Raw genomic sequence first — 25,587 nt, 5'->3', positions numbered from 1 at the left:
GCTGGCGCTGCGCGGCGTGCGCTGAACTGGGCGCGCCGAGCCGGATGCGCGCCGAGCCAGGCGCCCGTTGAGCCGGGCGGTCGGCGCGGCGGACTTAGCTGAACACCTTGTCGGCCGGCAGGTTGGCCAGGAAGGCGTGGATCTGCGATACCACGGCCGCGCCTTCGCCCACCGCCGCCGCCACCCGCTTGGTCGAGCTGGCGCGCACGTCGCCGATGGCGAACACGCCCGGCACGCTGGTCTCCAGCGCCGAGCGCGACGGCAGGTCGCGTGGATACACGCCGTCGGCGAAGTTGGCGCGGCATTGCGCCTTGGTGACGTCGAAGCCGGTGCGGATGAAACCGTTGGCGTCGACGTCCACGCCGCAGTCGCTCAGCCAGCCGGTGTTGGGGTCGGCGCCGATGAACAGGAACACGCGGCAGACGTCGTAGTCGCATTCCTGTTCGTTCAGGGAATTGCGGATGCGGACCTGCTTGAGGCCGTCGTCATCGCCCTCCAGCGCCACGATCTCCGAGTGCGTGTGCAGCTCGATGTTGGGGGTGGCCTGGATGCGCTCGATCAGGTAGCTGGACATGGTGGAGGCCAGGCTGTCCTTGCGGATCAGCATGTGCACCTTGGACGCGTGGCCCGACAGGAACACGGCGGCCTGGCCGGCCGAGTTGCCGCCGCCGACCAGCACGATCTCCTCGGTCTTGCACAGCTTGGCCTCGATCGGCGAGGCCCAGTAGTACACGCCCTTGCCCTCGAACTGGCGCAGGTTGGCCAGCGACGGCCGGCGGTAGCGCGCGCCGCACGACAGCACGACGGTGCGCGCCTTCAATCGTTGCAGGCTGCCGCACATCTCGACCTGCAGCGGATAGGTGTCGCAGATCAGGCGGCCGGCCGGGGCCGGGATCGCCACCTCGACGCCGAACTTCTGCGCCTGCACGTAGGCGCGGCCGGCCAGCGCGCGGCCGGAGACGCCGGTGGGGAAGCCCAGGTAGTTTTCGATGCGCGCGCTGGCGGCCGCCTGGCCGCCGTAGGCGCGCGTCTCCAGCGCCAGCACCGACAAGCCCTCCGACGCGGCGTACACCGCGGTCGCCAGGCCGGCCGGGCCGGCGCCGACCACGATCACGTCCCAGATCTTGTCGCCGTCCAGCTCGGGCAGCATGCCCAGGCAGCGGCCGATGTCGACCACGGTCGGGTTCTTCTTGACCACGCCGTCCGGGCAGACCACCAGCGGCAGCTCTTCCGCCTTCGGCTGGTAGTGCGCCATCAGGTCGGCCGCCTGCTGGTCCTGCTCGGGGTCGAGCACGGTGTGCGGATGGCCGTTGGCGGCCAGGAAGCTTTGCAGCGTGTGGATGCGGCCGTGGCCGCGCGGGCCGACGATCACCGGGCCGCCGGAGTTCTGCTCGATCAGGCCGACGCGGCGCAGGATCAGCGCGCGCACGATGCGCTCGCCCAGCTCGGCGTGCGCGACCAGCAGCGCGCGCAGCGATTCGGACGGCAGCACCAGCACCTCGGTCGCGCCCACCGCCTTGCCGTTGCCCAGCGACGGCCGGCCCGACAGCTGCGCCACCTCGCCGCCGAACTGGCCCGGCGTGTGGGTGGTGATGTAGGCGGTGTTGCCCAGTCCGTCATAACGGCTGACCTCGATGCCGCCCTGGATCACCAGCATCAGGCCGAAGCCGGTCTTGCCGGCCTCGAAGATCATCTCGCCGTCGCTGTAATGGCGCACGTGGCCGAAGCGGTGCATGTGCTTGATGTCGGCCGCGCTGAGCACGGGGAAGATCTGGTGGCGGCGCTGTTCCAGGTCGAGCGGCAGCTGCGGCGTGGGCTCGTCCGGCGTGTATTCGGGGAGCAGTTCCAGAGGGGTGATGGCCATGATAATTCCGGGAAAATGTGAGGGCGGACGAAATGCTGCAAGTCTAGCGCAAGGGCGGCGCCCGGTGTAAACACTTAGGAGGGAGGGGCCGGAATGCGCCGCCGCGCAACTCGGATTAGAATGGCTGTTTTAGCGAAATCACTGACGATAGAACACGATGGCTTACAAGACTCTGGAAGATACGATAGGCAACACGCCGCTGGTGCAGCTGACCCGGATTCCCGGCGCCGACGCGCTGGCCCGCAACAACGTCATCCTCGGCAAGCTGGAGGGGAATAATCCGGCCGGCTCGGTCAAGGATCGCGCCGCCATGTCCATGCTCAAGCGCGCCGAGGAGCGCGGCGACATCAAGCCGGGCGACACGCTGATCGAGGCGACCAGCGGCAACACCGGCATCGCGCTGGCGATGGCGGCCGCGCTGCGCGGCTACAAGATGCTGCTGCTGATGCCGGAGAACCTGAGCGTGGAGCGGCGCCAGAGCATGGCGGCCTACGGCGCCCAGATCATGCTCACGCCCAAGACCGGCGGCATGGAGTACGCGCGCGACATGGCCGAGCAGTTGCAGAAGGACGGCAAGGGCATCATCCTCGACCAGTTCGGCAACTTCGACAACGCGCGCGCGCACTACGAGGGCACCGGGCCGGAGATCTGGCGCGACACCGAGGGCCGCGTGACGCACTTCGTCAGCGCCATGGGCACCACCGGCACCATCATGGGGGTGTCGCGGTATTTGAAGGAGCAGAACCCGGGCGTGCAGATCATCGGCGCCGAGCCGGAGGAGGGTTCGTCGATCCCGGGCATCCGCAAATGGCCGGAGGCCTACCTGCCGAAGATTTACGAGCGGGCGCGGGTGGACCAGGTCGAGCCGGTATCGCAGGCGGCGGCCGAACGCATGGCGCGCCGCATGGCTGCCGAGGAGGGGATCTTCTGTGGAATTTCGGCGGCGGGCGCCTGTGAAATCGCGCTGCGCGTCTCGCAAACGGTGGAGAACGCGACCATCGTGTTCATCGTGTGCGACCGGGGCGACCGCTACTTATCGACCGGGGTGTTCCCGGCGTAAGCCAAGCGTGAACTGCGCACCCGCCCCCGGATAAGGGGCGGGCGCGGCGGCAGGACGGGGAGCTGTGATCAGCTCTGGCCGCCTGGTTCGCCTTCTTTCGGCTTGAACTGCTTGTCGCTGATGCGGAACTTGTTGCGGCGATCGCCCATCAAGTAACGCAGGTCGCGAATGCTCAGGTCGCTTACTTCGTGCATGCGGATCAGCAGCGAAGCGCCAACCGGCAGGCGGTGGTGGCGGATTTTGCTGATGACCGGCGGCGCCACTTCCAACGCGCGCGACAGGGCCGCGTCGTTTTTCAGACGCAGGTTCTCGATCAGGGTATCGAGCAGGCGGTTGGGATTGTATTGCAACAGATCATCGCCATCCGCATCGTTGTTCATATCTATGCCGACTTGGTTTGTCATGATTTCGTCTTTTCCTTCTGTAAAGTTGTCCTGCAAAGTACAACACTCGGAGCTCGCTTTGCTGCGTTAATGTTCATCCTTACTAAGGAACGAATTCACACACGGACGGGATTCCGGGATAACAAGTTTCATAATATATACACAATTGTACAACAACATGCCTTCTAATACTCATAAGCAATAAAAAAACTCGCTTGCCATGGGTTATTGTTGTCGGGTTGCAACATTGTGTGAGAATTATACACCCAACGATATGCTAAGCTGACTGTGCACACTTTTAATGAACACACAAAGTTAATTATAAATTAATTTTGTTGTAGAACGGTTTACGTTAGGCCCACAGTAACCGCAAGTTTGTACAAATAATTGCCAAGTGTCAACTAAACAATACAGTTTGCAAGTCCGTGGGACAAGATACTTTACGCTTCCTTACATCCCGCCGCGTGCCAGACGCACCGCGCGCCCCAATTCGACCACCGACATCGCATAAAAATAACTGCGGTTGTACTGCGTGATCGCAAAGAAATTGTTGTTCGCCAGCCAGTATTCGGTCGGCTCGGCGCCGTTCTGCAAGTCCACCAGCCCGTAGGTCTGCTGTTCCGGCACCGGCACCGTGGTGCTGACGCCGGCCGCGGTCAGTTCCTGCGGACGGTACTTGGCGCTCAGGCCCTGGTTGGTCATGCTTTCCCAGGCGCGGTTGGGCGAGACGGCGGCCGAATACACCAGCGGGCCGCCCAGCTCGCGCTGCCAGCCGTGCGCGACCAGGAAGGCCGCCACGCTGCCGATGGCGTCGACGCCGGAGTTGAGCAGGTCGACCTTGCCGCTGCCGTCGAAATCCACCGCGTACTTCATCAGGCTGCTGGGCATGAACTGCGGCATGCCGATGGCGCCGGCGAACGAGCCGCGCAGCGACAGCGGATCGACGCCGTTCTGGCGCGCGAACAGCAGCGTCGCCTCCAGCTCGCCGCGGAAGAAGGCCATGCGCTCGGTGCGCTGCGGCGCCTCGGGATACGAGAACGCCAGCGTGGTCAGCGCGTCGACCACGCGGAAGCGGCCGGTGTTGCGGCCGTACACGGTCTCGACGCCGAGGATGCCGACCAGGATCTCGGCCGGCACGCCGTACAGCGCCTCGGCCCGCTCGAGCGCCTCGCGGTTGTCGTTCCAGAACTTGACGCCGTTGTCGATGCGTATCGGATCGACGATCAGCTTGCTGTACGCCTGCCAGTTCTTGGGCTTGCCCGGCGGCGCCGGCTTGACCAGCTGCACGGCGGCGTCGACGTAGCGCACCTGGCCCATCAGCGTGTTCAGTTCGGCGCGGTCGAAGCCGTCCCGGGTGGCAACGTCGTCGAGGAAGGCGCGCACCTCCTTCCAGTCGCCGAAGTTGACGAACTCGCCGACGTAGTCGATCGGCGGCGGGCCTTTTTTCTTGGGAGCCGGCGCGGCCTTCTTCTTCGGCCGCATGCTGGGCGGCAGCTTGTAGCCGTAGGGGTCGATGGCGGCGGCCTGGCTGGCCTGGCCCAGGGTGGCGGCGCCCAGCAGCAGGGCGGAAATCAAAGTCTTCATCGGCATAAGGTTAGCAGTGTTTTTAGCGTCGTCAGCGACGCCGAACGTGATTCGGAACCGGCGGCGCCATACTTCAGCGCGCCGTACAGGGTTAAAAATTTTTCCATCGCGGCATGCTTGTCCGGGCTGGCCCGCATCGTGCGCAGGCGGGCGGCGTAGCCGAGCGGGCCTTCGTCCGGGCGGCGCGCGTAACCGTGGCGCGCCTGCTGCCGGCAAAACCGCTCGTACAGCCCGTCCAGCGGCGCCAGCGGCCGGCGCCGCCGCAGCCAGCGCAGCACGGCCAGCAAGGCGCACACCAGCGCCGCACCGAGCGCGCCGCGCCAGTTGGCGAAGGCCGAGCTTAGTTCTTCGAGGAAACCTCGCTGCCTGTCTGGATTGTAATCCAGGACCCATTGATTCCAAGCATTATTCAACGCGGCGTAACGGAATCTGATCTGGCTCAACCACGAATTGGGGTCGTTTTGCAGATTTAGCAAGGGGGCGAGGCCGAAACCTGTGGCTTGCGGCAGCGCCCGGGCCAGGTTGTGGGCGATGCGTTCGGGGGCGACGGCGGCGGTCGGGTCGACGCGGCGCCAGCCCACGCCGGCGGCCCAGTACTCGGCCCAGGCGTGGGCGTCGGACTGGCGGATGGTGAGGTAGCCGTCCACCGGGTTCAGTTCGCCGCCCTGGTAGCCGGTGACCACGCGCGCCGGCACGCCCATGGCGCGCAGCAGCACCACGAAGGCGCCGGCGTAGTGCTCGCAGAAGCCGGCCTTGCTGCCGAACAGGAAGTCGTCGACCGCGTCGTGGCCCAGCAGCGGCGGTTGCAGCGTGTAGGCGTAGCCGCCCTCGTGGAAATATTGCAGCGCCTGCAGCGCGGCGCCGGCGGACTGGCGCGCGGTCAGCGGGCCTTCGGCGCCGGGGGCGACGGTCTGGCGCCAGCGGCGCGCCAGTGCCAGCGTGCGCGGATTGTAGCCGGCCGGCAGCTCGGTCCAGCGCGCCATGCGTTGCGGTTGTTCGGCCGCTTGCACGGTGAAATCGGTCCAGGCGTCGGCCTCGTAGCGCAGGCGCTGGGTGACCGGATCGCTGGTGAAGAATTCGAGCTCGTCGGAGTCGCGCACGCGGTGGCCGGGCAGGGACAGCGTCGGGCCGCTCAGCTCCAGCGCGGCCAGCCAGCGGGTGTTGGTGGGCTCCATGGTGATTTCGTGGTGCAGCGGCTGGCCGCGCGTGGCGATGTTGACCTCCAGCCGCTGCAGGCCGCGCCGGCGCGGCACGCGGGTCCAGGTGCGGCCGTCGTAGTCGCCCAGCACGATGCTGCGCCAGTACAGCTGGCTCTGGGCCGGCGCGCCGCTTGGAAAGCGCGCGCGGAAGGCCACGGCGTCGGACTGCGCCAGCGAGGACAGCGTGCCGGGCGCCATGCTGTCGGAGATGCCGGTGTGGCCGCTGTGGGCGTCGCCGGGCAGGCCCCACAGCGGGCCCTGGATGCGCGGGAAGCCGATGAACATCAGCAGCGCCAGCGGGGTGGCCAGCAGCGCGGTGCTGGTGGCTTTGCGCAGGCGCTGTGCCAGCGGCGGCACGGTGCCGGTGTACTGGAACGATTGCTGCGCGGTCAGCAGGACGATCAGCGTGGCGCCCATCCACAGCGCGGTTGGCATGGTTTGCGAGTAGAGGAAGTTCGTCAGCAGGACGAAGAAGCTGAGGAAGATCACCACGAACAGGTCGCGCTTGGCGCGCATCTCCAGCAGCTTGAAAGCCAGCAGCAGGGTGAGCATGGCGACGCCGGCGTCGCGGCCCAGCAGCGTGTGGAAGCTGCGGTAGACGCCGGCCATCGCGGCCAGCGACACCGGCAGCAGCAACCACAATGGCGGCATGCGCCGGCCGCGCCAGGTGATGGCGGCGCGCCACAGCAGTGTGGCACACACCACGGCGGCGATCCACGGCGGCAGGTGCTCGAAGTGTGGGGCCAGCACCATCAGCGCGGCGGCCAGCAGGAGCAGGGTGTCGGACTTGTCGCGGGTGAGGCGCAGCGACAGGCGGGTGCGCGGGCTGGCGCTGGGGCCAGGACTGGCGCGGACGCCCGAGCCCGAGCCGGGGCTGTGGGCAGGCGCGGAGCGGGCGCCGGCATCGCGGCCGCTGACGCGGGCGCCGGGCTGCTGCTCTGGCGGCGGGGCTGTGGTCATGGCTGGCCCTCGTGGCCGAACAGTGCCAGCGCGCGCAGGCAGGCGGCTTGGTGGGCGTCGCCCAGTGCCGGGCCGTAGTCGTGCTGCGCCAGGCGGAAGCTGTAGGGCAGGGCGCGCTGCTCGGCCTCCAGCACCCAGCGCGCCATGCGCGACAGCTTCTGTTCCAAATCCAGCTGCGGTGGCAGTTCGGCGAAGTCGAGGCACAGCTCGGCCACCGCGCCGCCGTCGAAGTGCTTGGTGACCAACTGGCCGCCCAGCGCCGGATCGTGGCGGGCGATCTGGCGCCATGCCAGGTGGCGCATCGGGTCGCCCGGCTGGTAGCTGCGGATGCCGGCGAAGTTGTCCAGTCCGACGGTGCCGTGGCCGTCCTCGCTGGCTGCGCCGCTCGACGGCAGCGGCTGCGGCGGCAGCTCGGGCGCGGGATAGACCAGCACCCTGAGCGCGGGCCGCCAGTAGCTCCACGCGCGGAACAGGCCAAGCGGGAAGCGCGTGACCAGCCGCACGCGCGGCGCCTCCAGCCAGCCGCGCTGCGAGGTGGCGGCCGTCAGCCGCACCACGCTGGCGCCGCCGGCCGGCACGTCGGTGACCTGGCGCGGCTCGCCGTCGGCCTGGAAGCCCAGCCAGACGGCGTAGCGGTCACCCTTGCCAGGGTTGTGCACCAGCAGCTCGAACTGCGCGGCCTCGCCGGCGAACACCGGCTGCGCGCGGCCGGGCGCGAGCCGCAGGCGGGCCAGGTTGTGTGCGGTCTGGTACATGTCGGCCACGGCGCAGGCGCCGGCAAAGAAGGTCAGCGCGAAGCCCAGGCCGAGGTTGTAGTTGAGCGCGCCGATCAGCATCAACAGCAGCAGGCCGGCGAAGGCCATGCCGGGCCGGGTCGGCACGATGAAGACGCGGCGCATGGTCAGCGTCACCTCGCCCGGCTCGCTGGGGCCGAGCTGGAACAGCCACTGGTCGCGGGCCCGCCGGTACAGGCGTTGCAGCGAGGTCAGCGGGCCGGCCATGGCGCTCTAGACGGGCACCGACTTTTGCAGCTGCAGCACCAGGTCGCGGCTGGCCAGCGCCACGCCGTGCGCCGCCTTGAGCGGTCGCAGCCGGTGCGCGCACACCGGCACCAGCACCGCCTGCACGTCCTCCGGCAGCACGTGGTCGCGGCCCTCCAGCGCGGCCCAGGCGCGCGCGGCCTGCAGCAGCGCGATGGCGGCGCGCGGGCTCATGCCCTCGGCGAACAGGCCGTTCTGGCGCGAGGCGGCGGCCAGCGCCTGCACGTAGTCGATCAGCGCCGGCGCGGCGTGGATGCGCTTGAGCGCCTGCTGCGCCCCGGCCAGCTCGGCCGGCGCCATGGCCGGCTGCAGGGCCTTGAGCAGCACGCGGCGGTCCTCGCCCATCAGCAGCGCGCGCTCGGCGGCGGCGTCCGGATAGCCCAGCGACAGGCACATCAGAAAACGGTCGAGCTGGGATTCGGGCAGCGGGAAGGTGCCGATCTGGTGGGTCGGGTTTTGCGTGGCGATGACGAAGAACGGTTCCGGCAGCGCCCGCGTGACGCCGTCGGCGCTGACCTGGCGTTCCTCCATCGCCTCCAGCAGGCCGGACTGGGTCTTGGGCGTGGCGCGGTTGATCTCGTCGGCCAGCAGCACCTGCGTGAAGATGGGGCCGGGGTGGAACACGAAGCCGTTCTTCTCGCGCTCGTAGATGGAGATGCCGTTGACGTCGGCCGGCAGCAGGTCGCTGGTGAACTGGATGCGGTTGAAGCGCAGCCCCAGCGAGATGGCCAGCGCGTGCGCCAGCGTGGTCTTGCCCACGCCCGGCACATCCTCGACCAGCAGGTGGCCGCCGGCCAGCAGGCAGGTGAGCGCAAGGCGGATCTGCTGCTCCTTGCCGACGATGATGTCGCCGACCTGGCGGGCCACTGCGTGCAGTTTGGTGTACATGTTCTCGATGGGAGTTGGGCGCTGTTCAGATTCTATGCGAGAAACCGTGCGGGCGATACCATGCCGTCCATCTATGGTAGATTAGCGCCTACACGCAGCAGACAAGCACATGACCACAGCCATTTACAGCCATCCCGATTGCGCCCGCCACGACATGGGCGACTGGCATCCTGAATCCCCCGCGCGCCTGCAAGCGATTGCCGACCAGCTGATTTCCTCGCACATCAGCGACCTGCTGGAATACCGCGAGGCGCCGCTGGTTGAGCTGTCGGACCTGGAGCGCAACCACAGCCGCAACGCCATCGGCATCGTGCGCGACAACGTGCCGGAACCGGGCGAGACCTACCCGATCGACGGCGACACCACGCTCAACCACTACAGCTGGCAGGCCGCGCAGCGCGCCGCCGGCGCCGCCGTGGCCGCGACCGACGCGGTCATCGACGGCGAGATCGACAACGCCTTCTGCTCGGTGCGTCCGCCCGGCCACCACGCGCGCCCGATCGAGCCGATGGGCTTCTGCCTGTTCAACAACGTGGCGGTGGCGGCCAAGCACGCGTTGGATGTGCGCGGGCTGGCGCGGGTGGCGGTGGTGGACTTCGACGTCCACCATGGCAACGGCACCGAGGAGGCGCTGCTGGACGAGCCGCGCGCGCTGATGGTGAGCTTCTACCAGCATCCGTTTTATCCGTACACCGACCCGCTGCCGATCAGCGGGCACATGGTCAACGTGCCGGTGCCGGCGCACACCAAGGGCGACGGGGTGCGCAAGGTCGTGCTGGAGCAATGGCTGCCGGCGCTGCACGCGTTCAAGCCGGAGATGATCTTCATCTCGGCCGGCTTCGACGCCCACCGCGAGGACGACATCGGCGGCATGGGGCTGGTCGAGGCGGATTATGCGTGGATGACGCAGCAGGTGATGGAGGTGGCCCGGCTGTACGCCAACGGCCGCGTGGTCAGCTGCCTCGAGGGCGGCTATAACCTGTCGGCGCTGGGCCGCAGCGTGGTGGCGCACGTGAAGGCGCTGGCCGACCTGTGAGCGCCGCTGGCGGTCAGTGATCGTCGGTCAGTTGATCGAATGCGCGGCGATAGCGGGGCAGGCGGCGCTCCAGCGTGTTTTGCGATTGATGGTTGGCGTGCTCCACCAGCGCCAGCGCGGTGGTCAAGGCGTCGCTCATCGATTTGGCCGCGGCCGTCATGGCGTCGGCGGCTGACAGGGGCTGCTTCGCGGCGCGCTGTTGCAGCTGGTTGCGCAGGCGGGCGGCGCTGGCCCAGTTTTTTTCGCCGGGCAGGAGTAGCCAGAGATCGCGCCAGGCGTTGCGGCCGTCGCCGGCGATTTGCACGGCCATCTGGCGCGGCGATACGGCCTCGCCCCGGAAGATGATTTCCTCTTCGACCACTTCGGCGTAGTACGCCATTCCGTTGTAGCTCATGCGCAGGCGGCTTGTTTCCGGAATGAAGAGCTGCTTCCATTGGTAGCCGCGCACGGGGGCTGCTGCGGCGCGGGTTTTTTCCATCCAGTCACGAATGGCGATGATGATCGCTTCCGCCGGCGACAGCGTGCTGCCGTTCTTGCGGAGAAAACTTTCCAGCTCGGTGTATGCGGCGGGTGCTATCTCACAGGTCCTTGCGGCATTCATGCTCGTTCTCCTTGTGCGTTCTGTCTCGTTTTGTCTCGTTCTGTCTCATTGGACCTTGTGCGCCGCACAAAGTTCAAACGAGACAAAACGAGACAGAACGAGACAAGCAAACGAGCACGAATGCCGCAAGGGTGGATTTCAGGACCCGGCGTCTATACTCCCGGCAAGGAAGCGGGCTGTACGCTAAGGCGCGAGAGCGAGTCGCAGGTTGGCGAGGATGGCGGCGTAAAGTTCCGGTGTGAGCTCGCCCGACAGGCTGTAGACATCGGGCGCGTTATCAACGAACAAATAGGCGTATTGCGAATTTGGGGGCGTGGACTGAATCCAGTACGCATGCACCTTATCGCGCGAGGCGTGCGTGTAGCTGATCGCGCTGTCCAAGCCTTCCACTTTTCTGATTTTCGCCCATGGACTGGTTTCATTCACTGGTTGGCCTAGTTGGTTGAGGAACTGATACGCAGACAGTTTTTGCCCGTATTTGCCCGCCAGCTCTGGTGCCGGTATGCTGGAGAGGACCACGTCATGCCTGGCGTCCCCGTCGGCAGGAACCAGATGCACCGAGGAGGCCATGCTGGCGGAGATAAAGATCTTGCCAATGAGCGCGGGCGGCAGCTGGATTTCCAGAGTGCCGAATTGGAGTGTCATGCAGCCGGTGCAACCTGCTTTTTCTGGCCATTCGATCTGTTCCAGGGTGACGGGGTGTGCTGCGTATGCGGGAACAAGCCAGCCGCTTACCGTCAGCAGCAACAAGGGGCGTGTCAGGCGCATCGCGACGACCTTGATAACAACTTCGACGATGCTATGCCAAGTGCCGCCATGTCCAAGGCCGTTCTCCATTTGTAAATCACTGTCCGAGCGCAGGTGAAAGATAACCGTTTTCGGTATGCATTGAAAAGGCCCCTGCCAAGTTGGCGGATCAGCCATGCAATGGATGCCTGGCCGCCGGGCGGGGAGGGGATCCAGCAGAACGCAGACGAACATTTTTGTGTTTCTGCCAGCATGATGCCAAATACTTTTGCAACGTCTTCATTGACGTCGCCGTCCCAAACCGGCAGGACATTCGCATAGCGGTAAAGCGCTTGAATCATACCTTTGATTTCAGCCTTCTCTGCGTCGGTTGTCATTTTCACTCTCCATTGCGCCGGTGAATTCCAGCGGAACCTCCACTGTAGGTAGGTATCCAGCGAGGATGTTGATCGCTATTAAAGGCGCAGACAGTTGCGTACTCATGTCCAGACAGTATGCTGTCAAATGAAAACGCCCTGCCGGGCGGCAGGGCGTTGGATATCACGCTGCGGGCCGCATCAGGCGGCGACGTTGCGCCCGCTCCTGGCCGACCAGCGGTACAGGCCCCACACCATGGCCACGCCGAGGATCAGCGCCACGATCATGGTCTGCGCCTCGCTCAGCGAGTTGGCGATGGCCAGCGGCTCGCCCTTGCCGGTGACGACGATCAGGCCGGCCAGCGCGACGTTGAACAGGCTCTCGCCGACGATGAAGCCCGACATCACCAGCACGCCCAGGCGCTTGGCGGTGTCGCCGCCGACCTTGTGCTCCATCGCGCGGTCGAACAGGTAGCCGGTCACGGCGCCGATGCACACCGGCGTGATCACCGCGCTGGGCAGGTAGATCGCCAGACCCACGCCCAGCGGCGGCAGCGAGTACTTGCCGTTGCTCGAGCGCTTCAGGCCGAAGTTGATCAGCACCAGCAGCAGGCCGACCAGCGCGCCGTAGCCCAGCAGGTCCCAGCGCAGCTGGCCACCGATCACGCCCTTGGCCAGCGTCGAGATCAGCAGCGCCTGCGGCGCGGCCAGCGGCTGGTCCGAGATCGAGTTGAGGTTGGGCGCGCCGACGAAACCGTTGGCGTGGTTGAGCAGCTCCAGCACCGGCGGCACCACGCAGGAACCGGCCACCACGCCGATCAGCAGGCCGACCTGCTGCTTCCACGGGGTGGCGTCGACCAGCTGGCCGGTTTTCAAGTCCTGCAGGTTGTCGTTGCCGATCACCGCCACCGCCAGCACCACGGTGGTGACGAACAGCGCGTAGGCGATCAGCGCCTGCGCCACTTCCGGGCCCATGATGCTGCGCCCGACCATGCCCACGCTCAGCGCGGCGCCGAGGATGGTGAGGATGGCGATGCCCGACACCGGCGAATTGGAGGAGCCGATCAGGCCCGCCATGTAGCCGCAGACGGCGGCGGCGAACATGCCGGCGATCAGGATGTAGCCGATGCCGACCGCCACCAGCGGGAAGGCCAGCGACGACAGCGGCCCGCCTTGCAGGAAGGAGGCCAGCAGCCAGCCGGCCGGCACCATCGACAGCAGCGTGACCAGGCCGACCACGAAGATCGGCAAGTCCTGCTCGGTGCGGTCCAACACGCCGCCATTGAGCTTGGCCTTGCGCGCCGATTCCATGGCCGACTTCAGGCCGCCCAGGATAGGCTTGGCCAGGCCGGCCAGCGTGATGATGGCGGCCATGCCGATCACGCCGGCGCCCATCATGCGCACTTCCTTGGACCAGATGCCCAGCGCGTGGGCCGAGGCGTCGACGCCGGCGGCGGCCGGCGACAGGTGGGTCATCAACGGCACCATGATGCCCCAGGCGATGACCAGGCCGGCCAGCATCGCGATGCCGACCGTGATGCCCATCAGGTGGCCGGCGCCGATCAGCGCCAGCGAGCTCGAAGCGCCGATGCCGGTGGCGCCCGCGCCCGCGCCGCTGCCGGTGCGGAAGTAGATCGCGACCTCGCCGGCCATCAGCTTGACGGCGGCGCCGGCCGCGAACACGGCCGATGCCAGGCTGCCCCAGATGACAGCCCACAGGCCGGCCTTGCCCTCGGCCGCGCCAGCGCGCGAGGCCATGCCGACCTTGAGCACCTCGGCCGCGGCCACGCCCTCGGGATAGGGCAGGTCGGACTGTGACACCAGCGCGCGGCGCAGCGGCATGGTGTACATCACGCCCAGCACGCCGCCGATGGCGCAGGCGCCGAAGGTGGGCCAGAACGGCACCTTGGCCCACCAGCCGATCATCAACAGGCCAGGCAGCACGAAGATCACCGAGGCCAGCGTGCCGGCCGCCGAGGCGATGGTCTGGACGATGTTGTTTTCCTGGATGGTGGCGTCCTTGAAGGCGCTCAGCAGCGCCATCGAGATCACGGCGGCGGGGATCGAGGTGGCGAAGGTCAGGCCGACCTTCAGGCCCAGGTAGACCTGCGCGGCGGTGAACACCAGCGTAATCAGAATGCCCAGGATGATCCCGCGAACGGTGATTTCCTTGGGGTTGGATGGTGCAGCTATGCTCATCTTCAGCACTCCGGTGGAGAAAATAATATTGTTGATATGGTCAGGAAACGGAAAAAGCGCCCCATGATATCCGAAGTCCAGACGGGGTAGCAGGTAAAATAGCGGATTGTCAGAACGAATTTGAAGGTCAGAGCATGTCGATACAATGGTACCCGGGGCACATGAACGCCGCCAAGAAGAAGGCGGCCGAGCAGATGGAGAACACCGATCTGGTGATCGAGGTGGTCGACGCGCGCCTGCCCGAGGCCAGCACCAACCCGATGGTGGAGGAGCTGCGCAAGTTCCGCCAGCGTCCATGCCTGAAGATCCTCAACAAGATCGACCTGGCCGATCCTGCCGCCACGGCGGCCTGGGTGGCCTACTACAACGCGCAGGAGGGCGTGACCGCGTTCGCGATGACGACCAAGAAGCCGGCCGACGTGGCGCGCGTGCCGGAACTGGCCAAGCAGCTGGCGCCGCACCGCGGCGTGCCCACCAAGCCGCTGCGCATCATGATCATGGGGATCCCCAACGTCGGCAAGTCGACCCTGATGAACGCCCTGCTGAAAAAACGCGTGGCCAAGGTCGGCGACGAGCCGGCGGTGACCAAGCAGCAGCAGAAGCTCTACCTGGACAAGAACACCATCCTGGTCGACACGCCCGGCATGCTGTGGCCGAAGATCGCGCTGCCGAGCGATGGCCTGATGCTGGCCGCCAGCCACGCGATCGGCTCGAACGCGCTGATCGAGGAGGAGGTGGCGGTGTTCCTGGCCGACGAGATGCTCAAGCACTACCCGCAGCTGCTGGTGGCGCGCTACGGCTTCAAGGACATCGAGAGCTTCGACGGCATCGCGGTGGTGGAGGGCGTGGCGGCCAAGCGCGGCTTCCGCCAGAAGGGCGGCGACCTGGATTTCGAGAAAGCCTCGCACACCTTCCTGGGCGACTACCGCAGCGGCATCCTGGGCCGCATCTCGCTGGAGACGCCGGCCACCCGCAAGGAGCGGCTGGAAGAGCACAACGCCGAGATGGCGGTGAAGGCCGCCGAGAAAGCCGCCATCGCCGCCGCCAAGGCCGAAGCCTACGCCAACGGCAAGCGCGGGACCTAAGCAGCTAAGCCGCTTCGCCGCCTAGCCGAAGCGGAAGCTCGACACCGCCAGCGATCCCATGAACGCGTCCTCGTGATACGGCACGGACGCCGCGTCATTCTCCGCCGCGCCCAGCGCCACCATCAACGGCAGCAGATGCTCCTCGCGCGGATGCGCCATGCGCGCGGCCGGCGCCTGCTCCCACGCCAGCAGCTGCGCCGCACGCTCCCGCGGCGGCAGCGCCATCGCCGCGCGCAGCCAGCCGTCGAAGGCGTGCGAGGCCGCCGCGCCCTGCGCGTTGAAGGCGCGCAGATTGTGGTAACTCAGCCCGCTGCCGACGATCAGCACTCCCTGCTCGCGCAAGGGCGACAGCAAACGGCCCACCTCCAGGTGCGCCGACGGATCGAGCCCGCGCTTGAGCGACAGCTGCACGATGGGTACATCCGCATCCGGATACACCGGATACATGGCGCTGAAGGTGCCGTGGTCGAAGCCGCGCTGCGGATCGAGCTTCGCCGGATGGCCGCCGGCCTCCAGCAGCTGCTGGACCTGCGCCGCCAGCTCCGGCGAACCGGGCGCCTGGTAGCGCACTTCGTAGGTGTGCGGCGGGAAGCCGCCGTAGTCGTAGATCATGGGCGGCGCGGCCGACGACGACAGCGTGAACTCGTGCTCCTCCCAATGCGCGGTGATCACCAGCACCGCCTTCGGCGTCACGCCGATCTGGCGCGGCATGTCGCGCAGCGAGGCGTCCAGCCGGGCGTACAGATGGCCGACCTGGTCCATCATGAACGGCCAGGGGCCGCCGCCGTGGGACAGGAAATAGGTGGGCAAGACTTTCATGGCAAAGCTCCGGTATGAGTATGACACCACTATAAGCACCGGCGCGGCGCCGATCAATGCACGAAATGTAGATAGGTCCTATCTAAAATGTGAATGATCGTGGCGCGCGCGTATAATCCCCGGCTTCCGCCGCCCGCCACCATGCCCATGACCACCATCACCTATGAAGCGCGCCTGTTGAGCACTGCCTTGCTGGCATGCGCCACAGTGTGCGCCATACCCGGCGCCCACGCCGGCGTCACCGTGCGCGACGACGCCGGCAACAGCGTCACCGTCGCCAGGCCCGCGCAGCGCGTCATCGCGATGGCGCCGCACATCACCGAGCTGCTGTTCGCGGCCGGCGGCGGCGAGCGCGTGGTCGGCGTGATGAACTACAGCGACTACCCGGAAGCGGCCAAGCGCCTCCCGCTGGTGGGCAGCAACGCCACCATCGACATGGAGCGCGTGCTGGCGCTGCGCCCGGACCTGCTGGTGGTGTGGAAGAGCGGGAACACCGCCGGCCAGCTGGAGCAGCTCAAAAGCCTGGGCATCCCGATCTTCTACAGTGATCCGCAAAAGCTCGAGGAAGTGGCCACCAGCCTGACCCGCCTGGGCCAGCTGATGGGCACCGAGCCCGCCGCGCGGAAGGCCGCGCAGGACTACCGCCAGCGGATCGCCAAACTGTCCGCCACCTACGCGCAGCGGCCGGTGGTGCGGGTGTTCTACCAGATCTGGGAAAAGCCGCTGTTCACGCTCAGCGGAGAGCACATCGTCAGCGACGTGATTCGCGTCTGCGGCGGCCAGAACGTGTTTGCCGCGTTGAAGGCGCCGGCGCCCACCGTCAGCACCGAGGCGGTATTGCAGGAGGACCCGGAAGCGATCATCGGCGGCGTCGCCCACGACGCCGAATCGGGCATCAACATCTGGAAGCAGTACCGGGGCATGCAGGCGGTCCAGCGGGGCAACCTGTTCATGCTGGGTGGCGAACAGCTGGTGCGCGCCACGCCGCGCATCGCCGACGGCGTGGCGGCGCTGTGCGAACGGCTGGAGACGGCGCGCCGGCGCCGGCCCTGAGGCTTAATGCCGCCCTAATTTGCACGGCGCGGAAAAAGTGGTAACCTCGCGGCGTTTGCCACTCACCTGATTGAAGGACTGTTATGCGTTTCCTGAGCTTCCTGCGGCCGCTGATCGCCACCGCCGCCTTCGTGGCCGTCGCCGCCGGCGCCCATGCCGCCGAATTCAAGAACGGCGTGGACTTCAGCACGGTGGACCTGACGACCCGCCCGGACACCGGCAAGAAGGTCGAAGTGCTGGAAGTGTTCATGTACCACTGCCCGCACTGCAACGCGCTGGAGGCGCCGCTGGCGGACTGGGTGCGCAAGCAGGGCGACAAGATCGTGTTCCGCCGCATGCACCTGGGCGAGGACGCGCAGGCCAAGGCCTTCTTCACGCTGGAGGCGATGAACGCGCTGGGCAACGGCATGCACGAGAAGCTATTCCACGCCATCCACGTCGAGCATAACCGCCTCAATACCGACCAGATGATCCTCGACTTCGTCGTGAAGAACGGCGTCGACAAAACCAAATATCTGGAATTTTTCAATTCGTTCGCGGTCCAAACGAGGATGAAGCGCGGCACGCAGGTGACCAATCAGTATAAAATCGACAGTGCGCCAACCCTGGTGATCGACGGCCACTACACGACGTCGCCCGCGCAGGCCGGGCACGACCTGGCATCGGTCCAGGCGGCGCACGCGGCACTGTTCGCGGTGATGGATAGCCTGGTAGCCAAGTCGGCCCAGGAACGCGCCGGTAAAAAGTGAGGATAGCCATGAAACAGATCAGCGACGAACAGAAGGCGGCCGAGGGCGAGGTCATGAAGATCTACAAGGAGTCTTCGCCGGTCATCGAGACCTTGTTCGAGTGGGCCTATATCAACCACGTGGCCTGGAGCCTGGCGGTGCTGGCGCTGGGCTTCATTGTCTGGCTGCTGATCGCGCTGACCAACGCCGAGAACCAGCGCAACGCGCTGATGACCAAGCAGTGCGCCGATCCCGTCTTCAAGGGGGAACTCGACAAGAAGTGCCTGCACACCGTGCACTCGCGCGAACACTGGTGGCAACACGTCGGCTACGCGCTGACGCACGTCAGCCCGGAACGATAAACCTTCCCCAAGCCCGCAGCAGCGGGCTTTTTGCTTGATTGTGTGCCCGATGAAACAAGTGATGGTGGTGACCGGCGGCGGCCGGGGCATAGGCGCGGCGACCGCGCTGATGGCGAGCCGGCGCGGCTACGCGGTCTGCATCAACTACCTGCGCGACGCGCAGGCGGCCGAGCTGCTGCGCGCGAAGATCCTGGCCGAGGGCGGCGAGGCGATCGCCGTGCAGGCCGACGTCGGCGTGGAGGCCGACGTGCTGCGGCTGTTCGCCACCGTCGACGCGGAGCTGGGACCGTTGACGGCATTGGTCAACAACGTCGGCGTGCTGGAACGGCAGTGCCGTTTGACGGAGATGTCGGTGGAGCGCCTGCAGCGCGTGTTCACCACCAACGTGATCAGCTACTTCCTGTGCAGCAGGGAGGCGGTGAGGCGCATGTCGACCGCCAGCGGCGGGCAGGGCGGCGGCATCGTCAACCTGTCGTCCGGCGCGGCCCGGCATGGCGGGGCGAATGTCTACATCGACTACGCCGCGTCCAAGGGCGCGATCGACGTGCTGACCCTAGGCCTGTCGAAAGAGGTCGCGGCGGAAGGCATACGGGTGAACTGCGTGCGGCCGGGGATCATCTATACCGATATCCACGCCAGCGGCGGCGATCCGGATCGCGTGGCGCGGCTGGCATCGACCGTGCCGATGCAGCGCGGCGGCCAACCGGAGGAAATCGCCGAGACCATCCTGTGGCTGCTCGGCCCACAATCGTCCTACGTCAGCGGCGCCATCGTCGACGCAGGCGGCGCGCGCTAACGCACGGCGATCTTCAACCGCCGCAAGCAGCTGTTTCAACGGCCAGGCCAATTCCGGCGCGGCGGCGGGCGGCGCACAATCCGGGCCTCCCCACAACGAAAGGACTGCCCATGAAACGCTCCCTCCTGCTGACCGCCTTGCTGCTGGCCGGCGCCGTCAACGCCAACGCCACCGACCTGACCGAGCAAGCCGCCCGGCGCTACGCCGCCTTCTGGAACATCGGCGACCCCGCGCTGGCCAAACAGGCGCTGGCCCCCGACTTCATGGACCGCACGCTGCCGGCTGGCCGCGAACAGGGCGTCAACGGCCCGCTGCAGGCGTCGAAAGGCTTCCGCACCGCCGTCCCCGACCTGAAGGCCGAGATCACCGACATGGTGGTCAACGGCGACCGCGTGGCTGTGCACCTGCACTTCACCGGCCACTTCACCGGCAGCTTCGGCGCCACCAGCGGCAAGGGCCAGCCCATCGACTTCCGCGCCTTCGACCTGTACCGCGTGGCCGACGGCCGCATCGCCGAGAACTGGCACCTGGAAGACAACCTGACGCTGTTGCAGCAGATGGGCGTCATGCCAGGTCCGCAAAGCGCTCCAGCAAAAACGCAATAAGCAGCGCGATGCGCGGCGGCTGGTATCGGTTGCGGTGATACAGCAGGTTGAGCGGCGCGCTCTCCGTGAAGTACTCGTCGAGCACCGTCTCCAGCCGCCCGGCGCGCAAATCGCCGGCGATGTCGAGGATGGACTTGTAGGCGTAGCCCTGGCCGGCGATGGCCCACTTGCGTATCACCTCGCCGTCATTGCTCTGCTGCGTGCGGCGCACGCGCACCGCGCGCTTCTCGTCCGCCTCGTCGTTGCTGCAATAGCGCCATTCCTGCATCGGCCCCAGCGCCGTCACCAGCACCAGCGTCGGCAACCGCGCCAGCTCCTCCGGCGTGGCCGGGCCGCCCGTCTGCGCGATCAGCGACGGCGCCGCGCACACCACCCGCCGGCTCGGCGCCAGCACGCGCGCCACCATCTCGCTGTCGGCCAGCTGGCCGTAGCGGATCGCCAGGTCGATATCGTCCTGCACCATGTTCGCGGTCGAATCGCTCAGCGTCAGCGCGTACTGCAGCTCGGGATGGCGGGCGCGGAATTCGTCCAGCATCGGCATCAGTACATTGCGGCCCAGGTCCGACGGCGCCGAGATCTTCACCATGCCGCGCACATTGTCGCCGCCCGCGTGCAGGCCGGCTTCCGCTTCCGCCATCAGCGCCATCGCCTGTTCGCTGAAGTGGCGGTACATCTGGCCCTCCTCGGTCAGGCGCAGCTGGCGCGTGGTGCGCTCGAACAGCTTGACCTGCAGCGAGGCCTCCAGCCGCTGGATGCAGGCGCTGGCCGCCGCCGGCGACATGCCCTGCTTGCGGCCTGCGGCGGAAAAACTGCCCAGCAGCGCCGCGTCCAGGAACAGGCGGATGGTGCTGAAACGATCGGCGCCGTTATCCATGGATCACCACCGTGCAGGTCGTGCCGGCCACCAGGTCCAGTCCCTTCGGCAGGTGGTCGATGTGGATGCGCACCGGCACCCGCTGCGCCAGGCGCACCCAGTTGAAGGTCGGGTTGACGTCGGCCAGCAGCTCGCGGCCGGTGTTGGCGTCGCGGTCGGTGATGCCGTGGGCGATGCTCTCGATATGGCCCTGCAGTTGGGCCGCGCCACTCATCAGGTGGACCTCGACGGCGTCGTTCACCTTCAGCAGCGGCAGCTTGGTCTCCTCGAAATAACCGACCACGTAGAACGAGGCGCTGTCGATCATCGCCAGCTTGGCCGCGCCGACGGCGGCGAAGTCGCCCGCGTGCACATTCAGGTTGGTGACGTAGCCAGTGACCGGCGCGCGCACCACCGTGCGTTGCAGGTTCAGCTCCGCCAGCCGGCGCGCAGCCAGCGCGGCCTGGTACTGCGCCGCCGCCGTGCCGACCGCGTATTGCGCCATCTCCTTGCTCTCGGCCGAGACCACGGCGTCGTCCAGCCCCGCGCGGCGGCTGGCTTCCTTGCCGCGCCGGCCTTTCTCCACCTGCTGCGAGGCCAGCATGGCGTCGGCCTGCGCCAGCGCGTCCTGGTAGCGCGCCTTGTCCACCTCGAACAGCACATCGCCCTGCTTGACCAGCTGGTTGTCGCGCACCTTCACCTCGGTGACGGTGCCGGCGACATCGGCGCTGATGGTGACCACGTCGGCCTTGACGCGGCCGTCGCGGGTCCAGGCGGACTCCATGTAACGGTCCCAGGCCGAACGCCCCATCCACAGGGCGGCGGCCACCAACAGCATGGTCAGGAAAAAGCGGAAGATTTTGGATGCGCTCACGGCGGCCTTTCTGATAAGGGGTGGATTATTTGTACAGCGTGACCAGCAGGGCGCTGAAGATGCAGACGAACAGGCAAAGCCGCGCCAGCGCCGGATGCCAACTGTGGCGGTAGGCGCCGAGGTGGCTCAGGGCGCTGTTGAGCACCAGTTGCAGCAGCACGCTGACGAGGAACAGCGGCAGCACGCCGGGCAGCAGCACGCCAAAAAAGTCTATCTCACGCGGCATCGGCGGTTTCTCCTGTAGTGATCTGGTCCAGCAGGGACGTGTAAATGGAATGCAGGTCGGTCAGCGCGGTTTGCAGGCGCAGCTGGCGTTCCGGCGTGGCGGTGGGCAGCGCGGCGCGCACGCTGGCGCCGGCGTCCAGTATCGATTGCAGCGCCGCCTGGCCGCTGGCGCTGGACGGCCCCCGCAGGTGGGCGGCCAGTTCGGCCACCACCCGCTTCAGTGCTGCCGGCACCGGGCCCGGTTGCGACGTGGCGATCAGCTGGCGCAGCTCGATCACGGCGTGGCCCAGCTCCAACAGCGTCAGGCCCTGGCGCACCACGGCGCGCACCGGCGCGCCGGGCGCGGGGCCGGAGGCGGCGTTCAGTTGGCTGAGCAGGTCGCGCACGCGGTTGTCGAAGCGGCGCTTCAGGCGGTACATCGGGGCGGTGCAGGCGCGCTGCGCCTCGCGCCACAGCGCGGCGGCCACGTGATCCTTCTGGCCCATGGTGTGCTCGGGCAGCACCACCTTGAACATCAGGTAGGCCACCGCCACGCCCAGCGTCAGCGACAGCTCGCTGCTGATGAAGCTCTCGACGTCGTAGTGCATCAAGTTGGTCGGCACCACCAGCGTGGCGCAGAACATGCAGATGCCGATGCCCACGCCGGCCCAGCGCGGGCTGGTGATCAGGTAGCTGCCCAGCGCGAAGATCGGCAGCGCGGCGATGACCAGCGTCGGAAAGTCGTTGGCGCGGGCGACCAGGAAGAATTCGGTGACGAAGGCCAGCGGCGTGGCTACCAGGAAGCCGGTCAGCACCTGCTGCACCATCGCGGTCGGGCGCGGCGAGGACGAGGCCAGCGCGCAGAAGATGGTCGCCATCAGGATGGCGTTGCCGACGTAGGGCCAGGCCAGCCAGTACCACGCGGCGGCCGTCAGCAGCAGGGCGACGCCGGCGCGGAAGCCGCTGGCGGCGACGATGGCCGGCGGCGTCTTCGGCGAGTAGGCGCCGGGATCGCTGACCTGCTGGCGCTTCTCCTGCGTCAGGCCGTGGTACAGGCAGGCGAAGGCCTCCATGTCGCGCGCGTAGCGCTCCAGCAGCTCCACCGCCGTGTCGAAACTAATGCGCTGCGCGCGTTCCAGCGGCACCGCGCCATCGGCGGCCGGCCGTGCGTCTGCGGCGGCCAAGTGCGCGTCGGCGGCGGTGCCGGCCAGCGTCCCGTCGGTGCCGGTGGCCGGCTGCGCGCCAACGGCATCGTTGGGCTGTCGCACGTCAGCAGCGGCATCCATCTGCGCGCGGGCGGCGGCGGTGTCGGCCGCCAGCCTTGCACGCATTTGCGCCATGCGCTGCGGCGTCAGCTCGTCGCGCATGGCCTGCGCCAGGTGGGCGTGCATCGGTTCGATCAGCGCCAGCACTGGCTGCGCATGGGCCGGCGCCGCGCCGCGCAGGCGGTGGATCAGGCGGTGCAGCGTGTAGAAGGTGGTCAGCACCGCCATGAACGCGGCATTGAAGGCGTGCAGTTGGCGCGTGTGTGCGCGCGCGTGCCCGGCCTCGAAGAAGGCGGCGGCGCGGCCCGATTCCAGCGCGGCGATGTCGGCGGCGAACTTCAGGTGATTGAGCTCCGTCTCGGCCGGCGACAGGCGCTGCTCCAGCACCTGGATGCTGAACGCGATGAAGCTGGCGTAGCGCGCCTGCACCGTGCGCATCACGGCATGCGAATGGCGGCGTGGGAAGACCACATCATGCACCACGGCGGCGCAGATGATGCCCAGCCCGACCTCGGTCACGCGCGTGACGGCCAAGGTGAACACGTGTTCCGGCGCGTCGATCGCGGGCACGGCGATCATGCAGGCGGTGTACCCGGCCAGCACAAAGCTGTACGACTGCTGGTTGCGGTGCATGGCCGCGCCGGCGGTGCACAGGGCGATCCACAGCGCCACGCCGACGAACAGCAGCGGCGGCGATTGCGGGAACAGCGCCACCAGCAGCAGCGCCGCCGAACAGCCGACCAGCGTGCCGAGAAAACGGTAGAACGCCTTCTCCAGCACCATGCCGCTGCTGGGCAGCGCCAGGATGACGGTGGTGGCGAGGGCGGTGTAGGGAGCGTCGAGGCCGAGGCGGAAGGCCAGCCACAGCGCGGAGAAGGAAGCCAGCATGGTCCTGGCGACGAACAGCCAGCGCGGGCCCTCGGTATTGAACCAGCCGGCCGTCTCCTGCGCCAGCCAGCGCCATGCTCCCCTTGCCGCGCTTGGGTCCTGGTTGGGAGTGGCGGCTTGGGGAGGGTTCATGGCGGTCGGTTCAGGCTAGGTTAGTGCTTCCAGGTTGTCCAGCTGCCTTTTGAGCAGCGCTTCAAGTACTTTAACTTCTTCGGCGGTGTAGCCGTCGTAGGCGCGGGTGGTGGTGCCCCAAACTTCCGGCAGCACCTTCGCGGCCAGCTCGCGGCCGGCGTCGGTCAGCGTGATCATCACGCAGCGGCGGTCGCCGGGCCGGTTGCCGCGCGAGATCAGGCCCTGGGCTTCCAGGTCGTTGCACACGCGCGTCAGGTTGGCCGGCTTCTCCATGCAGGCCTCGCCCAGCGTGGACGCCGTCGAGGTCTCGTCGTCCGAGCCATACAGCACGGCCAACACCATGTAGCTGGCGTCGACCAGATCGTATTTGCGCAGCGCCGCGTTGCTCAGGTCTTTCATCCGCTTCTGGATGTGATAAGTCATGCGCAGCACGCGCATCAAATCCTCTGGGAACTCCGGCATTCGGGCATGGATGTTTTTAAGGCGTTTTTTAGTCGCTTCAAAACTGCTCATTGCCTGCTCCTCACTAATTTTCAAGGATTTGATTGTACTATCTAAGCGTCAGGGCAAATCCAGTTTTATGCCGCCGCCCAGCGCAGCCATCAACAATGTGTAGTTATCCAGTTGTTTGCTCGCCACTTGCGCCATCTGCTGCTCTTCGTTCAATAAGGTGATCTGCGCATTGATCACATTCAGCGCGTCGGTCATGCCGGCGCGGTAGGCGCGTTCGGCCAGTTCCTGCTGGCGCCGCGCCGCGGCCAGCGCGCGCTGCGCCAGCCGGTCCTGCCGCCGCACCGAATCGATGCGCACCACCGCGTTGGCCACGTCGGCCATCGCCTGCACCACGGCGGCGTTGTACTGCTCGACCGCACCATCATAGAGCGCGGTCTGGTTGCCGAGTTGGGCGCGCAGCCGGCCGCCTTCGAACACCGGCAGGCTGACGGCCGGCGTCACACCGCGCATCGCCGAGCCGCTGTCCAGGAAGTGACCGAAGCCCAGCGACTGCAAGCCGACAAACGCCGCCAGGTTGATGTTCGGGTAGAACTCGGCCTTGGCGCCGGCGATGCGCGCGCCGGCCGCTTCCACCCGCCAGCGCTGGGCCGCGATGTCGGGCCGGTGGCCGACCAGCTCCGCCGGCAGCGAGGCCGGCACCGCGCCGCCATGGCCGGCGTCGAGGGCCAGCATCGGCCGGGCGATCGCGTCGCCATCGCCCGGTCCCTTGCCGATCAGTGCCGCCAACTGGTTGCGCAGCAGGGCGATCGACTCGCCGATCTGCTCATGCTCGCGCCGTCCGGCCGGCAGCGTGGTCTCGATGCTCGCCACCTCGATCTCGCTGGCCAGACCGGCGGCCTGACGCTTGCGCGTGATCTCCAGGATGCGCTGGCGCTGCGCCAGGTTCTGCGCCACGCTGTCCTGCAGCGCGTACTCCAGCGACAGCTGGATGTAGCTGCGCACGACCGCCGACGCCAATGTCAACCGCGCCATCTGCGCCTCGGCCGACGCCATGTGCACCTCGTCCAGCGCGGCGGCCAGCGCGTCGCGGTTGCGCCCCCACAGATCCAGGTCGTAGGCGCCGGATAGCGTGGCCGTGTTCTTCCACGCGTAGTTGCCGGCCAGCGGAGCGGGCACGGTGCTGTGCGCGGAATACAGTTCGCGGTCGGCGCTGGCGGAGGCGGTCACCTGCGGCAGCGTGCCGGCTTTGGCGACGCCGGCCAGCGCCTCGGCCTGGCGCACGCGCGCCTGCGCGGCGCGCAGCGTCGGGCTGTCGGCCAGCGCGGCGGCCACCAGGCGGTTCAGCTGCTCATCGTGCAGCGCCTGCCACCATTGCTGCTCCGGCCATGCCACATCGGCGCTGGCGGCGGCGATGGCCTTGCCGGGATTGAGTTCGGCCGGTTTCAGCGCGCTGGCCTGCGGATGGATGCGGCCCATGTCGGCGCAGCCGGCCAGCAGCGCCAGCGCGAAGGCGGCGAGGGCGGTTGACTGGATGGCGCGCGGCGGTTTCACTG

General features: G+C 67.2%; 24 protein-coding genes. 8 read left to right on the top strand and 16 right to left on the bottom strand.

The annotated features are described in order from the left end of the window. Positions 1 to 94 precede the first annotated feature (94 nt). A complete protein-coding gene (locus tag ACUJB0_RS28095) occupies positions 95 to 1,864 on the bottom strand; it encodes an FAD-dependent oxidoreductase (RefSeq protein ID WP_444848127.1) in 1,770 nt (589 codons plus the stop codon). A gap of 157 nt (positions 1,865 to 2,021) precedes the next feature. On the opposite strand from ACUJB0_RS28095, the gene cysM reads away from it, so the two are divergent. Next, complete coding sequence (gene cysM / locus ACUJB0_RS28090; protein WP_444848126.1) at positions 2,022 to 2,924, top strand: cysteine synthase CysM; 903 nt, start codon at positions 2,022 to 2,024, stop codon at positions 2,922 to 2,924. Between the two features lie 68 nt (positions 2,925 to 2,992). Here cysM and ACUJB0_RS28085 read toward each other — a convergent pair whose 3' ends face one another. From ACUJB0_RS28085 to ACUJB0_RS28065, 5 genes are all read right to left on the bottom strand, one after another. Continuing rightward, the gene (locus tag ACUJB0_RS28085; RefSeq protein WP_161087690.1) at positions 2,993 to 3,328 is read right to left on the bottom strand and encodes a hypothetical protein; all 336 of its coding nucleotides are present in this window, start codon (positions 3,326 to 3,328) and stop codon (positions 2,993 to 2,995) included. Between the two features lie 429 nt (positions 3,329 to 3,757). Continuing rightward, entirely contained in the window at positions 3,758 to 4,897 is a 1,140-nt protein-coding gene (mltB, locus tag ACUJB0_RS28080; RefSeq protein WP_444848125.1) for a lytic murein transglycosylase B, read from the bottom strand. Further along, the gene (locus ACUJB0_RS28075; RefSeq protein WP_444848124.1) at positions 4,888 to 7,050 is read right to left on the bottom strand and encodes a transglutaminase TgpA family protein; all 2,163 of its coding nucleotides are present in this window, start codon (positions 7,048 to 7,050) and stop codon (positions 4,888 to 4,890) included. Before ACUJB0_RS28075 ends, mltB begins: the two co-directional genes overlap by 10 nt. Then, positions 7,047 to 8,051, bottom strand: a complete 1,005-nt coding sequence (locus tag ACUJB0_RS28070; protein WP_444848123.1) for a DUF58 domain-containing protein — start codon at positions 8,049 to 8,051, stop codon at positions 7,047 to 7,049. Before ACUJB0_RS28070 ends, ACUJB0_RS28075 begins: the two co-directional genes overlap by 4 nt. 6 nt (positions 8,052 to 8,057) lie before the next feature. After that, positions 8,058 to 8,978 (bottom strand): AAA family ATPase, encoded by a 921-nt coding sequence (locus ACUJB0_RS28065; RefSeq protein WP_444848122.1) that lies wholly within the window; start codon positions 8,976 to 8,978, stop codon positions 8,058 to 8,060. A 109-nt stretch (positions 8,979 to 9,087) separates the two neighbouring features. On the opposite strand from ACUJB0_RS28065, the gene ACUJB0_RS28060 reads away from it, so the two are divergent. Next, complete coding sequence (locus ACUJB0_RS28060) at positions 9,088 to 10,014, top strand: histone deacetylase family protein (protein ID WP_444848121.1); 927 nt, start codon at positions 9,088 to 9,090, stop codon at positions 10,012 to 10,014. Positions 10,015 to 10,027: 13 nt separating this feature from the next. Here ACUJB0_RS28060 and ACUJB0_RS28055 read toward each other — a convergent pair whose 3' ends face one another. The 3 genes from ACUJB0_RS28055 to ACUJB0_RS28045 form a co-directional block, all read right to left on the bottom strand. Beyond that, the gene (locus ACUJB0_RS28055; protein ID WP_444848120.1) at positions 10,028 to 10,615 is read right to left on the bottom strand and encodes a hypothetical protein; all 588 of its coding nucleotides are present in this window, start codon (positions 10,613 to 10,615) and stop codon (positions 10,028 to 10,030) included. Between the two features lie 183 nt (positions 10,616 to 10,798). Continuing rightward, positions 10,799 to 11,539: a hypothetical protein gene (locus tag ACUJB0_RS28050; protein ID WP_444848119.1), complete on the bottom strand. Its 741-nt coding sequence runs from the start codon at positions 11,537 to 11,539 to the stop codon at positions 10,799 to 10,801. A gap of 380 nt (positions 11,540 to 11,919) precedes the next feature. Then, positions 11,920 to 13,917 (bottom strand): OPT family oligopeptide transporter, encoded by a 1,998-nt coding sequence (locus tag ACUJB0_RS28045; protein ID WP_444848118.1) that lies wholly within the window; start codon positions 13,915 to 13,917, stop codon positions 11,920 to 11,922. A 134-nt stretch (positions 13,918 to 14,051) separates the two neighbouring features. Between ACUJB0_RS28045 and ylqF the strand changes: the two genes are divergently transcribed. After that, positions 14,052 to 15,002 carry a ribosome biogenesis GTPase YlqF gene (gene ylqF / locus ACUJB0_RS28040; protein WP_161084933.1) on the top strand — a complete coding sequence of 317 codons (951 nt, stop codon included), beginning with the start codon at positions 14,052 to 14,054 and terminating at the stop codon, positions 15,000 to 15,002. Between the two features lie 21 nt (positions 15,003 to 15,023). Here the strand turns inward: ylqF and ACUJB0_RS28035 are convergent, their stop codons facing one another. Then, positions 15,024 to 15,821, bottom strand: a complete 798-nt coding sequence (locus ACUJB0_RS28035) for a DODA-type extradiol aromatic ring-opening family dioxygenase (RefSeq protein WP_444848117.1) — start codon at positions 15,819 to 15,821, stop codon at positions 15,024 to 15,026. A 141-nt stretch (positions 15,822 to 15,962) separates the two neighbouring features. Between ACUJB0_RS28035 and ACUJB0_RS28030 the strand changes: the two genes are divergently transcribed. The 5 genes from ACUJB0_RS28030 to ACUJB0_RS28010 all read left to right on the top strand — a co-directional run bounded on the left by ACUJB0_RS28030 (position 15,963) and on the right by ACUJB0_RS28010 (position 19,365). Then, the gene (locus ACUJB0_RS28030; RefSeq protein ID WP_444848116.1) at positions 15,963 to 16,874 is read left to right on the top strand and encodes a cobalamin-binding protein; all 912 of its coding nucleotides are present in this window, start codon (positions 15,963 to 15,965) and stop codon (positions 16,872 to 16,874) included. An 83-nt stretch (positions 16,875 to 16,957) separates the two neighbouring features. After that, positions 16,958 to 17,623: a thiol:disulfide interchange protein DsbA/DsbL gene (locus ACUJB0_RS28025; RefSeq protein ID WP_444848115.1), complete on the top strand. Its 666-nt coding sequence runs from the start codon at positions 16,958 to 16,960 to the stop codon at positions 17,621 to 17,623. An 8-nt stretch (positions 17,624 to 17,631) separates the two neighbouring features. After that, entirely contained in the window at positions 17,632 to 17,964 is a 333-nt protein-coding gene (locus ACUJB0_RS28020) for a hypothetical protein (protein WP_161084937.1), read from the top strand. 49 nt (positions 17,965 to 18,013) lie between these two features. Continuing rightward, the gene (locus ACUJB0_RS28015) at positions 18,014 to 18,760 is read left to right on the top strand and encodes an SDR family oxidoreductase (RefSeq protein WP_444848114.1); all 747 of its coding nucleotides are present in this window, start codon (positions 18,014 to 18,016) and stop codon (positions 18,758 to 18,760) included. 110 nt (positions 18,761 to 18,870) lie between these two features. Next, the gene (locus tag ACUJB0_RS28010; protein WP_444848113.1) at positions 18,871 to 19,365 is read left to right on the top strand and encodes an ester cyclase; all 495 of its coding nucleotides are present in this window, start codon (positions 18,871 to 18,873) and stop codon (positions 19,363 to 19,365) included. Here the strand turns inward: ACUJB0_RS28010 and ACUJB0_RS28005 are convergent. The 6 genes from ACUJB0_RS28005 to ACUJB0_RS27980 all read right to left on the bottom strand — a co-directional run bounded on the left by ACUJB0_RS28005 (position 19,325) and on the right by ACUJB0_RS27980 (position 25,585). Then, positions 19,325 to 20,239 (bottom strand): LysR family transcriptional regulator, encoded by a 915-nt coding sequence (locus tag ACUJB0_RS28005; protein WP_444848112.1) that lies wholly within the window; start codon positions 20,237 to 20,239, stop codon positions 19,325 to 19,327. The two genes, ACUJB0_RS28010 and ACUJB0_RS28005, sit on opposite strands and share 41 nt — an antisense overlap. After that, positions 20,232 to 21,092 carry an HlyD family secretion protein gene (locus ACUJB0_RS28000; RefSeq protein WP_444848111.1) on the bottom strand — a complete coding sequence of 287 codons (861 nt, stop codon included), beginning with the start codon at positions 21,090 to 21,092 and terminating at the stop codon, positions 20,232 to 20,234. Before ACUJB0_RS28000 ends, ACUJB0_RS28005 begins: the two co-directional genes overlap by 8 nt. A 25-nt stretch (positions 21,093 to 21,117) precedes the next feature. Beyond that, positions 21,118 to 21,318 (bottom strand): DUF1656 domain-containing protein, encoded by a 201-nt coding sequence (locus ACUJB0_RS27995; RefSeq protein ID WP_117014721.1) that lies wholly within the window; start codon positions 21,316 to 21,318, stop codon positions 21,118 to 21,120. Further along, a complete protein-coding gene (locus ACUJB0_RS27990) occupies positions 21,308 to 23,581 on the bottom strand; it encodes an FUSC family protein (RefSeq protein WP_444848110.1) in 2,274 nt (757 codons plus the stop codon). Before ACUJB0_RS27990 ends, ACUJB0_RS27995 begins: the two co-directional genes overlap by 11 nt. Positions 23,582 to 23,596: 15 nt before the next feature. Beyond that, positions 23,597 to 24,043 (bottom strand): MarR family winged helix-turn-helix transcriptional regulator, encoded by a 447-nt coding sequence (locus ACUJB0_RS27985; protein WP_254442007.1) that lies wholly within the window; start codon positions 24,041 to 24,043, stop codon positions 23,597 to 23,599. A gap of 99 nt (positions 24,044 to 24,142) precedes the next feature. After that, on the bottom strand, positions 24,143 to 25,585 hold the full coding sequence (locus ACUJB0_RS27980) for an efflux transporter outer membrane subunit (RefSeq protein ID WP_444848109.1): 1,443 nt from the start codon (positions 25,583 to 25,585) through the stop codon (positions 24,143 to 24,145). Positions 25,586 to 25,587: the final 2 nt, after the last annotated feature.

It is taken from the genome of Duganella caerulea (assembly GCF_040362985.1).
GTDB classification, from domain to species: domain Bacteria; phylum Pseudomonadota; class Gammaproteobacteria; order Burkholderiales; family Burkholderiaceae_D; genus Rugamonas; species Rugamonas vulcania.
The sequence above is the reverse complement of the archived record's forward strand: the minus strand, read 5'-3'. Positions and strand labels throughout refer to the sequence as shown.